We start from the raw sequence: 13,737 nt of genomic DNA, 5'->3' as shown, positions 1-13,737 counted from the left end.
AAGCACCACCAATGGTGGCAAGCTCTTGACAGGGCTTTTTCTTTTCTGTTGTGGGTACTCAAGAGGAAAAAAGGAAAAGTGTGATGTCTCAATTTTTTTATCTTGCACGCATAAAAAGATTGAAAGAGGTGTTTGTTTCCAGTATAATGTTTTTTGTATAGAAGCAAGGATTGAATTTTTTTGAAAGAAAGGGTTGACAGTCATGTTCACACATTGTTACGCTTGCGACAGACAGACAGACAGACAGACAGACAGACAAGTAAATTCTGCCCTTTTTTCAATTCTATCAATAATAAACAGAACGCACAGATTATCCAGTTATAAGGGGGAGTTTGTGCGTTTTTCTATGCAAAGAATTTATGAAAAATAAGGAGTGAACAAACTATGAAGAAAAAACAAGTCCTTGCAGTAAGTTCCGCATTGATGATTGGAACAACAACTGCACTTACAGGGCTTCCTACTCCTGTCATGGCACAGGAAAACACAGAAGTTGTGCAGGAAGCCGTTGTAGAAGAAAACAAGACAGAGCAAGTTCCTGTGGAACAGAAAACAGAAAACGCAGAAGTACAAGAGAATATAACAGACAAGGAACAGGAAGAAACTGCTGAAAATGCAGAAACTTTAAAAGAAGAAAGTACAAAACAGGAAACACCTGCAACACCAGAAAAAGAAGTGGTTACCGAAGATAAGACCGTTGAAGCAAGCAAAAATACAGAAGTAAAAGCTGGAAGCATTGCTATTGATGAAACACATTTTCCAGACAAAGTATTTAGAGAACAAATCATTGCAGAATTTGATAAAGACGGCGATAGTGTGTTATCTGTTGATGAAATATCAAAAGCCCAATTCTTAAACTTACATGGTATGAAAACGATATCTTCATTAGAGGGTATTCAATATCTAACAAATTTGCAGTCTTTAGATGTTTCTACGACTTCTGTTTCAGACTTAAGTCCGGTTAAAAACTCATCTTTAAAAAGATTAGATTGTCGTTCTTCAAAAGTAGGAAGCGTTGATTTAACACGTTATCCGAATTTGGAAGCTTTCCTTTGCGATAATACATCAATTAACAGTCTTGATGTATCTAAGAATGAAAAATTGAATACGTTATTTGCAGATAGTACCTCTATTTCCAATTTAGATGTAACAAACAATCCTAACTTAGAACAACTATCTTGTAGCAATACAGGATTAATGGAACTTGATGTCACACATAATCCGCAATTAGTCACTTTAGATATAGGAGATACAAAAGTAAAAACACTTGATATAAGTAAGAACCCTAATTTGAAACAACTATCATGTTATATGACAAATATAGCTGAATTAGATGTAACAAAAAACACAAAACTGACACGCCTTTTTTGTCATGATACAACTATTAAAAAATTAGATTTAAGCAATAATTTAGAACTTGAAATGCTACGTTGCGGTGAAATTTTTGAACAAGGGATAAGAGGTCTTGATATAAGTAAAAACACAAAAATTAAAAAATTAATTTGCGATGATTTATACTGGTTAAATGTCGGAGAGAATAAAGTTCTTGAAAATAATCATGCTTTTGTAGGCAACGGTTATATTGATATCAAAGGAAATAAAATCGACTTAAAAAAAGATGTTGAACAAGGAATAGATATTTCAAAAGTAAAAGTTACTGCAAATGGAACTTTAGACAAAGATACGGGGATTATAACGGTAGATGATGTAAAAAAACCAGTTACTTATGAGTATGATTGCGGTACTTATAAAGACGGAAACGTCGTTTTAAAAGTGGAATTATCGTTAAACTCACAAGGAGAAGACAATACAGCACCAACTATTTCTGCAAATGATGTTACATTGAATGTAGGCGATACTTTCGACCCATTGGCAAATGTAACAGCAACAGATAAAGAGGACGGAACTATCACTTTGACAAAAGATAATATTGTTGCAAATGATGTAGATACTTCTAAGGCTGGTACTTACCATGTGACTTATAAAGTAACAGATAAAAACGGAGCTTCTGCTAAAAAAACGATTACTGTAACTGTGAAACAAAATACAGGCGACCTTAACTCTGCTCCAATCATTTCAGCAAATGATGTTACATTGAATGTAGGCGATACGTTCGATCCATTGGCAAATGTGACAGCAACAGATAAAGAGGACGGAACGATTATTTTAACAAAAGATAACATTATTGCAAATGATGTAGATACTTCTAAGGCTGGCACTTATTATGTAACTTTCCGTGTAGTAGATAAAAATGGTGCAATTACTGAAAAAACAATTACAGTTACCGTAAAAGAAAAAGCAACAAATAAACCTGTAAGTCCACAACAGCCACAGAAACCGAGCAAGCCAACTACTCCAACAAAGCCTAGCGGACAAAAGAACCCTGTAAAAACAGGTGATATGACAAACGTAGGATTGTTTACTTCTATGTTTGCTGGTTCAACCGGTGTATTAGCTGTTTTATTCGGTAAAAAACGTAAAAGAAATAAGAACAATTAACAAAATGTATAATAACAATCAATAGCGACTAATGATTTTCATGTAAAAGGACACCAAACTATACGGTGTCCTTTTCAAATTCTTACGTCATATCAAGGCTCATTCAATCGTGGTAAATTCGTGGTAAAATGAGTGCTTTCCTATATTTCAAAATGCTTGAAAGTATAGTGTTTATGCGGATAATCAAAAATCAGATATAAAATTTATTATAATTCCATTATTAAAATAAAGCATCTTGCATATACCACCTGAGCCAACCTGAAAATCCGTCAGCTGAATCTGCTTTGCCTTTTGCTCATCATTAAGTGATTTGACCATGATTTTGGATATTGGAATGACACCTCTTAACATACTAAAAATAGTCCCTTTATCTTCATATATCAACTCATCCGGCTTGGTACGTTCAATAATCATTTTACTATGTTCATCATAAAGCAACCGACTAACTAACTCATTGGAAAGTAGTTCTCGTTCCCTCTCGTCCAATAAATTGCGTTGCAATTCCAAATAATCAATACATTGGTGAATTGATATTCTTTTGTTCATATCTTCAAAAGTAGCCTGCTCTATTAATTTATGTATTGGCTCTAATGTAATTACATCACCAAAATTCTCTTTATTTAGAAAAATCTGAACATCTCCTCGTTGATATTGTCCTCGAAAACCGATATTATCCCCCTTCAATGTCATCCATAATACCTTAGCAAATAAATATACATCCGAAGGTCTAAAATCTAAATCCAAATCTGTTTGCACATTCTCTAATTCAGGTGGCATTATTTTGTATGGTCCTATTCGCTCATTAAATTCTGTAAGCCGTTCCTCCTCTATTCCCCAATACAATCCAAAATCAGAAAGAACTAATCGATTACCTAATATCAATATATTTTCCGGCTTAATATCTCGATGCGCTCCATTCCTCTCGTGGATGCATTGTATAATTCGTGCCAACTGAAGCATATCTACTATCTTGATATATATATTAGGGGAGTGTGTAAGCTTATATGGTTTCGCTTTGGGCATCAGATACCATGCTTCATCCATAGTTCGAGGTATATCTTGTGGACATTTCTTATCAAGCACCTGCATTATACCATCAATATCCTTCAACTCATTTAAAGCAATTATCTCGTTCTTAAATCTCTTATATCTTTTTTCCTTATCTGTGCCTTCATACTCGAAAAATTTAGCCACCATAGGAAACCCTAATCCATTATCGGATAGAAGTTCCACTTCATACACAGCCCCATTGCCTCCCTTTCCAATAGGTCTATTCTTTCTATAAAAACTATACGATTCACCTACGTATTTTTTCCTACCATTCATCTTCTGCACGCTTTCTTTCATATTCAGCTTCGCGTTTATAATTATCACTAATTGCAAAATATATATCTGCAGTATAGGGATAGCGTTCTTGTAATGCTTCAGCATTCTTTTGATATCTTTGATGTAATATAAGCTCAGATTTACCAGCATCAACCATATGCACTCCACGTTTGTTTTCTTCTGCTACCACATAGGCTGTTTTTAACGAATCTGTGTAATATTCTTCTATAACCATACGCACAGCTTCACACGGACTATAACCATCCTCCCCAATTGGTGAATATGCCAATAAACGTCCAACCAAATTCCCGAATAGTCTTTCTTGCTTCTGGTTAATCAGTAGCTCTTTAAACTTCTCTATCCACTTTTTCAGATTTTCATATATGACTTCCCCATCCTTTTCTGTTGGGCAAAACTTTGCTTTATCAAAACCCGAATAAACCTTATTGGCCAATTTCCTCTTTTCTTCGTCAATATTTTCATTGTCATCCGCCTTATATATAATACTAACTAATAACGCATAGAAGGTCGGATCATCCTTCATAATCTTTTGCATACATTTCATATGCTCCCATTCAAGCACATTTCTGCACATCCACTCTAATGTCGCTAATTCTGCACATTTTTCATCATCATCTATAAAAGTTTGTTGTAGAATATCAAATATTTCTTTAAGGTAATAATCAGTCATAGAACTAGCAACATCACTTTTTATATCAGATATTCCAAACATCGGTGTACAAGGGGTACAAACGAGATAAAATAGAAATGAGGGTCGATAGAGTGGAAGTATCAGATTTTCCACTCTATCTGAACACGGTCGCTGGTGGCCTTGATCGTAGAGATCAAACCATCGGCGGCTTTTCTTTTGTCGTCAAAATCTATGCTGTCCCAGTTGTCGAGATAATAGGACAACTTCTTTATCTGCTGGGGCGATATGGTTTCAACACTCAATTCGGCGATTGCCTTTGAAATAGTCTGGCGTCGGGTGTCCAGTTCTTCAATTTTTTTGTTAGCGTAGGCAAGCAAGGTCGCATTGGCTCCGGTCAGCGTATCCAGCAGCTTTTCAATTTCTGCCTCCACCTGTGCCAGTTCCACTTGATAGGCTGTCAGTTTCGGATTGACTTTTTCCTCCCTGCCGTGGAGTATCTGAAAGTCTTTGAATTTCTCCTGCATGGCCGAGAAAATGAATTGCTCAAATTCTTCTTTGCGGATTTTCCCGCAGCCCGGACAGCCTTTATTTTCCGTCCGTTTGGTACAGCGGAAATACCCGGTGCTGTTTGGTACATGGGTGGCTTTCAGCGCATACCCACAATGACCGCATTTGATTTTTCCGGCCAGCCAAGTGTTCTTCGGTTTCCGTCCCTGTTGGAAGGTGGTATTTGCCATAAGTTTTTTCCGGCATTTCAGCCATGTGTCAGAGGAAATGAGTGCTTCATGGGGAGCGATAACAAGTATCTGGTCTTTTAAGCACCTGTCCTTGTCCTCCTTCACATCCCGCCCCTGATAGAGATAGCAGCCGTTTGTTCCGGCAAAGTCAGAAGCGTCATTGACAATCGCTGCGCCCTGGCTCTTGAAAAATTCGTACAGCTCCAAATCGGCCTGTGCGTAAACCGGGTTTCTTAAAAGCTGGGAAAGAAATGTACGGAACATGGATTTGCCATAAATTTTTATGTCATGTTCCTCGAAGTATCGGGTAATATCTCCGAAGGAGGTTTCCGGTTCAGCGTACATTTCAAACATCAGCCGAACATGGTCGGCGGCTACGGGGTCGGCAACCATTTTCTTTGTGCGGATACCCTCTACCACAGTAGGCTCTAACTGATAACCGTATGGCGCCTGTCCGCTCATGTGAAAGCCTTTCAGGCACCGTGAATAGTAGGCGTCTGTGACACGCTTCTGAATTGTCTCACGTTCAAGCTGGGCGAATACAATGCAGATATTCAGCATGGCCCGGCCCATCGGTGTCGAAGTATCAAACTTTTCCGTGGAGGATACAAACTCCACATCGTACTCTTGAAACAGCTCCATCATCGTTGCAAAGTCCAGAATAGAGCGGCTTATACGGTCCAGCTTGTACACGATGACCCGCCGAACCTTTCCCTTGCGGATCTCGCCCAGCAGCTTTTGAAACTCCGGCCTGTCCGTGTTCTTACCGGAATAGCCTTTGTCCTTGAATACCCGGCAGCTCCCACCTTTCAATTCATACTTGCAAAAGTCGATCTGACTTTCAATGCTGATACTGTCCTTGCGGTCTACTGACTGTCTTGCGTAAATACAATCTTCTCTGATAAATTCCATATTGGGCTCCTTTCCTTGTTGGAATGGAGCTACCAACCTTACAACTATATTATACCATCAGCAGCCCCGGACAACAATGTTGCGAATGATTAGGGAAATCTGTCTCCATATTTGCTGAACACCTCGTAAAGACAACGCTCAATTTCTTTTTTGCGCTGTGCTTTCTCCTTCGGGGGAAGTACCGGCGTGAGGCTTTCCAGCACAATGATCTTCCCTTGAAATGCGACAGACTTTGTTTCTCGTTCATAAGTGACAGCTTGCGTCATTGAAAACCTCCTTTGCGAAAGTGCGTGTATATGCCAGCCTTTCCCACTTGTCCCGTGGGGAAATGTCAAAAGACGGCACCCGGCAGGTGCCGCCCTTTGAGTTTTCTCCACTTCGGGTCGATGTGGCCCGAGGTCAGTAAGGACTGGAATGGTACTTTTCTTTGGCGTCCTCCACGCTGTTGAGGTCAAATACTTCATAAAGCTGCCCCACAACACGCCGTATATCCTTCTTTGAAAATCCGCAGTTCTCCATTGCCATAATGACATAACCACGGCAAGCGTCATTGCTCCATTCGTCCGGTTCCAAGCCGGGGATCATTCCAAACGCATTTCCCATAAAGTGCTCCTTTTTTGAAAAGATGGGGAGCCGCGCCGGATCGGTTGGCCTATCATCAGACAGCATTGCCGGGGGCTCCCCATAGGTTTTCACTTCATTTCAGACACACCGGACGGACATAGGCTTCATGCCCCATAGTATTTCAACTCTCCCCATTCTGATGGCAAGGCGTTCTCATTGCCTGCGACGGCTCACGGCTTGCAAGGCCGCTTCAACGCTCGGACTGTGACTAAACGCAAGTATCCGGGGCCTGCACCTGTTCCGGTGGAGCCAGCCTTGCCCCACCTATGGCATGGACCTGTTCGCTCGCTCAGTTTTACAAAGACTGTATTCTCTGAAATCCGAGGTCATGGCGGGTCTGTCACACAGCGCGTTCCCCTTCGTATCCGGGTGTCTTTTTATTCAATTTTCAATCTGCATGAGGCTTGTCTGAACCTCGGGCCATTGTGACCCGAAGTGTTTTACCTCTCATAAGCCATTTCATTTTCCGGCCTAAATCGGTACGCCTTACAAAGAAATTTTCAAAATTTTTTCTAAGCGCCGCAGACCTCGCTCGATTGCGACACGAACCACTTTTTCATGGACGCCCTCTGCCCGGGCAATGTCCTGTTTGGTCATGCCGAGAATGAAATGAGCATAAATCCGTTTTGCCTGTTTGTCCGGCAGACTGGCAATCGCTGCGTGAAGTTCCTGCATGGTAACTTTTCGCTCGTACAGCTCATGGGGCGAAAGTGCGACAAAGACAGCCTCATGCTCCAGCCCATCATCCCGATCAAGGGAATAGTAGGCTTTGTGGCGGTATGTACGCAGCCGGTAGGCAGCCTCTTTACGATCAAATTCTTTGAACATTTCTGCAACTTCTTCCGATACTTCCATGAAGCAATCTGATGTATAGAATGGGTAATAGTCCCGCAAATTGATAATAGCCATATTGACCTCCGTTTCGGTTGTTGGTTGACGAGTGACCGAAACGAAGGCGGCGGGGAGCGACACCGGGGAATGACTTCGGGCCAACATGACCCGAAGCAGCCCCATAAGAACACAAAAGCGCCCGGGCGGCATGAAGCCACACGGACGCATGAAATGACATAATAGTTAAGGTTCCAACAAATTTCGCATACATAGCCGGAATAACCCGGAGGGGGAGCTATGCTTTTTTTAACTGATGTAGGTCATGGGTACTGTGAAAAAAGACAAAAATAGACACGGCGGCAATCCTCCTATATGCCGCCGTGGATTTACACGGTGTTAGGTCGTCGTTGGTTTAGGATAAACGAAAGAAACGGCGGCTCTGAAAATCAAAGCCGCCGCTAGTCGTATGGGCGTGTCAAAAGGGCTGCTGTACGACGGCTTTTTTTCTTTTGCCGTCGTGTGGCAGCTGATCTAAATATATTTCATTACAGGCACCTTTATTGTCCTGCGGGGTTATTCTTTATATTTTTCTTGAACAGAAGAAGGTAATTCATCAAACTGCATTTCAGCCCATGTTACAACCCCTCTGATGGGAGCCACTTTCAAGCACAGATACGCACCATCTGTGAGAACTTTGCTTGTTTCAAAAGTAACGTCTTTCGCATTACCACTTTCATCATAAGCAACCAATGTGTATTTATAGTTCATCGCACCATGCGGTGCAATATCTGTTACCCATCGGTTATCAATCTGCGTATAGTAGTCTGTATTGGTTTGCGTAGTGAGAAAAGCTACAGTCATAAAAGTAATTGCTAGTACAGCAACGACAATCACAATTCCTATTTTTTTCTTAGAACTCATAAAGGTTACCTCTCTTTCTTTTACCAGCCCTTTTTAGGTGCTGTGTGCTGTGTTTTTTTAGCTTCTCTCTTTTCTGGTTTCTGTTTTACAAACATCAAAGCAATTCCAATAGCACACATAATCAGAATGCTAATAAAACACAGTCCTTTATTCCACATAACTCCTTCTGCCCCAGCTCGATAATTGATTAAACCAAGCGCAGCGGAGACAGGATATATAGATTGTAAAGTCCCATTTGCAAACATTCCTATAAACCCATATACAAAAGCGACGATAACCCCTACAAGGAAACTCCCTTTATATCTGCTTGTCAGAACAATAATGGGCAGCATTGTCAAGTAAAGGAAGAATCCTAACAATGCCATTTGCACCAATCCTGTAAGCGCAGGAATCAAAGCAAATCCATCATATCCCATGATAAAATTTGCAATGACTGTGAAAACAAAGCACACAATTCCTAAGAAAAGCGACAGAATTGCAGAAACAATCAATTTACCTGCCAGAAGTTTCCTAAATGAAATGGGTAATGTTTCAATATTTTTTAATGTGTCGTCTGTATATTCACGGGAAATCATATACCCACTAATCAGCGTGATACACATTGGGAAAATCATTGTTACAAAATGCTTAACTACCTGTTCAAAAAGAAATTGGTAGTCCCATACCATTCCGTCATCGGCCATTGTAGTAAACAAGGTTAGCAGAACTGTAAGAAGCATGAGGGACACGCCAATCCAGACAATAAAATATCTTTTCAGCTTCATAAACTCGGTTTTTATAATTGTTACCATTTCACTCACTCCTTTTCTTATAAAGATAGACCGCCAGAAGAAGTGAAACAACCCCAATTACCCCCAAAGTTATAATTAGTTGAGGAGTAGAAGGTATCAATCCCATTTGAATGAAGTTCTGCAAATCCTCTGTGTCGTTTATAGCAGTACGAGAAGACATTTGCTGGGTTCCCCACAACATAATGCTCGGTGTAGGCAGAGTAAGTACAAGCCATTTTGGAAGTGCTGTCATAGAAAATGTTGAGAGCAGGTTGAATACACTATAAAATACACAAAGCATAATGGAAAAAATATAGGATCTGCTGAAAAATATAATCAGCAATATCAGCGGTAATGCACTAATCGCAATCAATAATCCGTAAATAGCGGAAAACAATACCTTAAACAAAATATCGGTCACTCCGAAAAAGACAAAACCGCAAAGGATAGAGGCTACAGTCGAAGATATACAAAACGCAATACTAAGCAATAATAAAACAATGCACTTTGCGATAACCATCTGTGAACTTGTTATCGGAATTGTCCGTAGGTTTTTAAAGGTGTCGTTATCTCGCTCCATAAAAAAGAGGAGTGCTGCAACAATTCCTAAAATGCAGGGAAGAAGTAGCAACATACCAAAACCGATTACGGATTGCCACAGGGCGTCAAAAGCTGCTGCTTTTGTAGCGTATTTGTTCTGCGCCGTGTTCAGATAATAGATAATGGCAGTTAGCGGGATTGGAAACAGAAAAGATGCCGCCAATACCAACTGCACGAACATTTTTCTTTTCAGTTTCCAAAACTCGCACCGAATCAAGTTAAGCAATCCCCTCACCCCCTGTTATCTTTTTGAAGTAGTCCTCTAAAGTATCCTCACAAAGATGGACTTCTTGAATCTCAATTCCTGATTCGACAAAAGAACGGTTAATCTTTTCCACTGGCAGAGTCATATCGTAGAGATACAGATTATTGGCATCTGTAAGGCGAAAATCTTTGCTGTGAAATGTTGCAGCAATAATTTTCGCAGCTTTTTGTGCATCCGATACGCAGAAGTGGATGAACTTGGCGTTTTTCGCCTCCAATTCTTTCAGACTTTCTTCTTCTAGCAACTTTCCGTGGTCAATAATTCCCACATCGTCTGCAAGCAGAGAGATTTCCGAAAGAATATGACTGGAAATTAAAATGGTTTTACCGCTGGTATCACACAATTCTCGGATAAAATCTCGCACTTCCGCAATGCCGATGGGGTCGAGGCCGTTAATCGGTTCGTCCAAAATCAAAAGTTCCGGGTTATGCATGACGGCCAGAGCAATCGCCAACCGCTGCTTCATGCCAAGAGAATATTGGGAAAACAACTTCTTGTCCCGGTAAGGTAGATTAACAAGTTCCAATGCATTTTTGATATATTTGGGGCTCCTTAATCCTCGAAGTTCAGCAAAGATTTTTAGGTTTTCCGTTCCTGTCAAATTGGGGTAAAAGCCCGGCGACTCAATCAGACAGCCTATATGGGGCAGGATATTCTTTTCGTTGCCCTGAAAGGGCTTTCCAAATATCGTTACCTCGCCAGACGTGGGAGCCGTCAGTCCTAGCAACATCCGCATGGTCGTGGTCTTACCTGCACCGTTGCGTCCCAATAGCCCGTAGATACGGCCCTTTTTCACATGAATATTCAGATGGGAAACACTGGTCTGACTTCCATACTTTTTTGTCAGATTATGTGTTTCAATAATGTAATCGTTCATCACTTATGCCTCCTTTTTTGTTTGTGTACTCAGCATAACATATCAACTTTGAGATAACATTGAGCCAACCTTGAGTTTACTTTGAGATTTCAAGGTCAGAATAGGCATTTTACCTATCTTGAGGTATAATAAGAGCAACAAATAAAAGGTGGTGCCTTATGAACGATAAAAGAATCCTTGTAGTTGATGATGAAACAGATTTGTTGGAGATGGTAAAATCTATTTTTACAAGAGCAGGATTTACACAAATATTGACGGCTTCGTCTGGCGAGGCAGCCTTAAAAATGTGTGAGGAACAAGAACCAGATATGATGATACTCGATGTTATGATGCCTGGTATGGATGGGTTTGCTGCATTAAAAGAACTACGAAAGACCAGCAAAATTCCTGTCTTAATGCTAACAGCTCGTGGCGAGGCTGAAGATAAATTTGTAGGCTTTGAAAATGGTGCAGACGACTATCTGTTAAAACCATTCTTACCAAAAGAATTACTATTTCGAGTACAGGCTATATTGAAACGCGTTTACCCGGAGAAAGAGCGGAAAGTGTTCTTTGAAGCTGCTACGGTTGATCTGGAAAAAGCAATCGTCCAGAGAAGCGGAGAAAATATTTCGCTGACAGCCAAAGAGTTTCAACTTTTTGAAAAACTGTATGAAAATCAAGGCAGGATCGTTACCACAGGCGCATTATGTCAAGCAATATGCGGTGATTTCTGGCAAGGATACGAAAGTACATTAGCAACTCATATCCGACATCTAAGAGAAAAAATCGAGGAAAATCCTTCAAAACCAGTTGCGCTTGTAACAATTAAAGGAATTGGGTATCGTCTGAATATTAAGGGGGTGCAAACATGAACAAATCAGAGCGATTTTTTCGCCGCTATATATTTTCAATAGTCAGTATCATCATTCTCTTTCTATTCGTCAATATTTTGTTAGTAGCCTCTTTCTTTGCAGCCGCCTATTTAGGGAATGTAAAAAACTCAAATTTCCCGATTGAAGATTTTTCAAATCATATCACAGAAACTAACGGGCAATTCAATGCCGATATACAGGCAGAGGACATGTTAAACAATGCTTGCGCATGGGCCATGATTTTGGATGAAAATGGAAACATAATTTGGGAAATGAATGTGCCGGAAGAATTGCCGCGCCACTATTCCACAACGGACGTTGCTATGTTCAGCCGTTGGTATCTTAACAGTTATCCAGTTAATATTTGGAATCGACAAGGCAGCCTTTTAGTTGTTGGTTTCCCGCAGGGATATGTAACGAATTACTACACTTCCATCAAAACTCAATATGTTCGGCCGATAGCGTTTGGATTTTTAGCCGCTGTCTGTATCAATGTTTTGTTAATGTTGTATCTATTTGTCCGAAATGCCCACCGGATTGAAAAAGCTATGGAGCCGATTTTGAATGGCATACGACATCTTTCATCCGGGCATCCCGTTCATCTGGAAGAAAACGGGGAGTTAGCAGAAATCAATGCCGGTTTGAATAAAGCCGGTGATTACTTACTAAAAAAAGATAACACCCGCGCCGAATGGATCAGGGGTATTTCTCACGATATACGCACGCCGCTTTCTATGATTTTAGGGTATGCCAGCGAAATTGAAGAAACTTCTTCTTTGCCGGAAACCACCAGAAAGCAAGCGGAAATTATCCGCAAACATAGCGAAAAACTAAAGAATTTAGTTGAGAATTTGAATTTGACTACAAAACTGGAATATTCCATGCAGCCTATGCAAAAGCAAACACTTGTCCCGGTAGAATTGGCGAGGCAAGCCGTAAGTGAAGTTTTGAATGATGGCCTATCAGACAAATATGAATTAGAGCTATCAGAAGATAATCCCGGAAAAGCTATCACTATTACTGGCGATCAATCCTTACTAAATCGGATGTTATGCAATTTAATCAGGAATTGTATTGTCCATAATCCAAACGGGTGTAGGATACAAGTATCAGTAGGAAGCTGTGATAGAACGTGTACCTTTTCTGTAATAGACAATGGCTGTGGAATAAGTGAGCCGCAACTAAACACATTGAATAACGACAGAGATATTTCCAGTACGCAAAAGCAAACGGGAGAAATCGAGCATGGGCTGGGTCTTAAAATCGTGCGGCAGATTGTGAAAATACATCAAGGCACAATTCAATTTTCTGATACTGCCCCGCACGGATTAAGCGTAGAAGTTGTTATTCCAATAGAAATATATTAACTTATAATAGACAGACAAAAACAAGAAATAAAATACTACCTTACATCAAATTTCATTACATTCTTATAATTCAACCCGAAATGTACAATGATATAGGGTGATATGAGAATGAACCAAGATGAAAGAAGGTTTGACTTTCACGGCCTCGGGTTGGCGCTCAAAAGAGCCAGAGAAGAAAAGGGCTGGACACAAGCCTATGTTGCGGAATTAGTAGACCGTGACTCCCGCACCATTATGAATATTGAGAACAAGGGGCAGTATCCCAGCTTCGACCTTTTTGTTAAACTCATTACCATGTTTGACGTCTCAGTTGACCAGTTTATTCATGCGGATGGAGGGGCAAGGTCAAGCTCTTGCAGAAAGCACATTGATGTGCTTCTAAACTCCATGAATGAAAAAGAGCTTGTCGTAATAGAAGCCACAGCCGAGGGCATTAAGAAAGCCAGAGAAACGGAGGTTCCAGAATAAGGGCCTCTGTTTTTTTGCGCCATTTTAGGGGCTGCCG

At 40.5% G+C, this 13,737-nt stretch carries 14 protein-coding genes; 4 read left to right on the top strand and 10 right to left on the bottom strand.

Annotation, left to right across the window (positions count from 1 at the left end; translation table 11 throughout):
• Positions 1 to 384: 384 nt before the first annotated feature.
• The gene (locus DWZ93_RS04375; RefSeq protein ID WP_118452082.1) at positions 385 to 2,496 is read left to right on the top strand and encodes an immunoglobulin-like domain-containing protein; all 2,112 of its coding nucleotides are present in this window, start codon (positions 385 to 387) and stop codon (positions 2,494 to 2,496) included.
• A 183-nt stretch (positions 2,497 to 2,679) separates the two neighbouring features.
• Here the strand turns inward: DWZ93_RS04375 and DWZ93_RS04370 are convergent, their stop codons facing one another.
• The 10 genes from DWZ93_RS04370 to DWZ93_RS04335 all read right to left on the bottom strand — a co-directional run bounded on the left by DWZ93_RS04370 (position 2,680) and on the right by DWZ93_RS04335 (position 11,011).
• On the bottom strand, positions 2,680 to 3,843 hold the full coding sequence (locus tag DWZ93_RS04370) for a protein kinase domain-containing protein (RefSeq protein ID WP_158574278.1): 1,164 nt from the start codon (positions 3,841 to 3,843) through the stop codon (positions 2,680 to 2,682).
• Positions 3,812 to 4,513 (bottom strand): hypothetical protein, encoded by a 702-nt coding sequence (locus DWZ93_RS14690; protein ID WP_158574277.1) that lies wholly within the window; start codon positions 4,511 to 4,513, stop codon positions 3,812 to 3,814. The genes DWZ93_RS04370 and DWZ93_RS14690 overlap by 32 nt, the downstream gene beginning before the upstream one ends.
• Positions 4,514 to 4,614: 101 nt before the next feature.
• A complete protein-coding gene (locus DWZ93_RS04365; protein ID WP_005927564.1) occupies positions 4,615 to 6,123 on the bottom strand; it encodes a recombinase family protein in 1,509 nt (502 codons plus the stop codon).
• A gap of 89 nt (positions 6,124 to 6,212) precedes the next feature.
• Positions 6,213 to 6,389, bottom strand: a complete 177-nt coding sequence (locus tag DWZ93_RS14835) for a hypothetical protein (RefSeq protein ID WP_005927581.1) — start codon at positions 6,387 to 6,389, stop codon at positions 6,213 to 6,215.
• A gap of 133 nt (positions 6,390 to 6,522) precedes the next feature.
• The gene (locus tag DWZ93_RS04360) at positions 6,523 to 6,792 is read right to left on the bottom strand and encodes a hypothetical protein (RefSeq protein WP_005927584.1); all 270 of its coding nucleotides are present in this window, start codon (positions 6,790 to 6,792) and stop codon (positions 6,523 to 6,525) included.
• Between the two features lie 441 nt (positions 6,793 to 7,233).
• Positions 7,234 to 7,656, bottom strand: a complete 423-nt coding sequence (locus DWZ93_RS04355; protein WP_027643547.1) for an RNA polymerase sigma factor — start codon at positions 7,654 to 7,656, stop codon at positions 7,234 to 7,236.
• A 495-nt stretch (positions 7,657 to 8,151) separates the two neighbouring features.
• Positions 8,152 to 8,499 (bottom strand): YxeA family protein, encoded by a 348-nt coding sequence (locus DWZ93_RS04350; protein WP_005927589.1) that lies wholly within the window; start codon positions 8,497 to 8,499, stop codon positions 8,152 to 8,154.
• 20 nt (positions 8,500 to 8,519) lie between these two features.
• Positions 8,520 to 9,290, bottom strand: coding sequence for an ABC transporter permease (locus tag DWZ93_RS04345; protein WP_005927592.1), 771 nt, complete (start codon positions 9,288 to 9,290; stop codon positions 8,520 to 8,522).
• Between the two features lies 1 nt (position 9,291).
• Entirely contained in the window at positions 9,292 to 10,104 is an 813-nt protein-coding gene (locus DWZ93_RS04340; protein ID WP_236741931.1) for an ABC transporter permease, read from the bottom strand.
• Positions 10,088 to 11,011, bottom strand: coding sequence for an ABC transporter ATP-binding protein (locus tag DWZ93_RS04335; RefSeq protein ID WP_055150037.1), 924 nt, complete (start codon positions 11,009 to 11,011; stop codon positions 10,088 to 10,090). Before DWZ93_RS04335 ends, DWZ93_RS04340 begins: the two co-directional genes overlap by 17 nt.
• A 158-nt stretch (positions 11,012 to 11,169) precedes the next feature.
• Here DWZ93_RS04335 and DWZ93_RS04330 point away from each other — a divergent pair, with 158 nt between their 5' ends.
• From DWZ93_RS04330 to DWZ93_RS04320, 3 genes are all read left to right on the top strand, one after another.
• A complete protein-coding gene (locus tag DWZ93_RS04330; RefSeq protein WP_005927600.1) occupies positions 11,170 to 11,865 on the top strand; it encodes a response regulator transcription factor in 696 nt (231 codons plus the stop codon).
• The gene (locus DWZ93_RS04325; protein WP_005927602.1) at positions 11,862 to 13,232 is read left to right on the top strand and encodes a sensor histidine kinase; all 1,371 of its coding nucleotides are present in this window, start codon (positions 11,862 to 11,864) and stop codon (positions 13,230 to 13,232) included. The genes DWZ93_RS04330 and DWZ93_RS04325 overlap by 4 nt, the downstream gene beginning before the upstream one ends.
• 108 nt (positions 13,233 to 13,340) lie before the next feature.
• A complete protein-coding gene (locus tag DWZ93_RS04320) occupies positions 13,341 to 13,700 on the top strand; it encodes a helix-turn-helix transcriptional regulator (protein ID WP_044960886.1) in 360 nt (119 codons plus the stop codon).
• Positions 13,701 to 13,737 lie beyond the last annotated feature (37 nt).

Source organism: Dorea sp. AF36-15AT (assembly GCF_003477705.1).
GTDB lineage: Bacteria > Bacillota > Clostridia > Lachnospirales > Lachnospiraceae > Claveliimonas > Claveliimonas ammoniilytica.
The sequence above is the reverse complement of the archived record's forward strand: the minus strand, read 5'-3'. Positions and strand labels throughout refer to the sequence as shown.

What these genes read in the sequence shown, in the direction of transcription:
- DWZ93_RS04375 (WP_118452082.1), top strand. Translation starts at nt 385, where the DNA reads ATGAAGAAAAAACAAGTCCTTGCAGTAAGTTCCGCATTGATGATTGGA.
- DWZ93_RS04370 (WP_158574278.1), bottom strand. Translation starts at nt 3,843, where the DNA reads ATGAAAGAAAGCGTGCAGAAGATGAATGGTAGGAAAAAATACGTAGGT.
- DWZ93_RS14690 (WP_158574277.1), bottom strand. Translation starts at nt 4,513, where the DNA reads ATGACTGATTATTACCTTAAAGAAATATTTGATATTCTACAACAAACT.
- DWZ93_RS04365 (WP_005927564.1), bottom strand. Translation starts at nt 6,123, where the DNA reads ATGGAATTTATCAGAGAAGATTGTATTTACGCAAGACAGTCAGTAGAC.
- DWZ93_RS14835 (WP_005927581.1), bottom strand. Translation starts at nt 6,389, where the DNA reads ATGACGCAAGCTGTCACTTATGAACGAGAAACAAAGTCTGTCGCATTT.
- DWZ93_RS04360 (WP_005927584.1), bottom strand. Translation starts at nt 6,792, where the DNA reads ATGCTGTCTGATGATAGGCCAACCGATCCGGCGCGGCTCCCCATCTTT.
- DWZ93_RS04355 (WP_027643547.1), bottom strand. Translation starts at nt 7,656, where the DNA reads ATGGCTATTATCAATTTGCGGGACTATTACCCATTCTATACATCAGAT.
- DWZ93_RS04350 (WP_005927589.1), bottom strand. Translation starts at nt 8,499, where the DNA reads ATGAGTTCTAAGAAAAAAATAGGAATTGTGATTGTCGTTGCTGTACTA.
- DWZ93_RS04345 (WP_005927592.1), bottom strand. Translation starts at nt 9,290, where the DNA reads ATGGTAACAATTATAAAAACCGAGTTTATGAAGCTGAAAAGATATTTT.
- DWZ93_RS04335 (WP_055150037.1), bottom strand. Translation starts at nt 11,011, where the DNA reads ATGAACGATTACATTATTGAAACACATAATCTGACAAAAAAGTATGGA.
- DWZ93_RS04330 (WP_005927600.1), top strand. Translation starts at nt 11,170, where the DNA reads ATGAACGATAAAAGAATCCTTGTAGTTGATGATGAAACAGATTTGTTG.
- DWZ93_RS04325 (WP_005927602.1), top strand. Translation starts at nt 11,862, where the DNA reads ATGAACAAATCAGAGCGATTTTTTCGCCGCTATATATTTTCAATAGTC.
- DWZ93_RS04320 (WP_044960886.1), top strand. Translation starts at nt 13,341, where the DNA reads ATGAACCAAGATGAAAGAAGGTTTGACTTTCACGGCCTCGGGTTGGCG.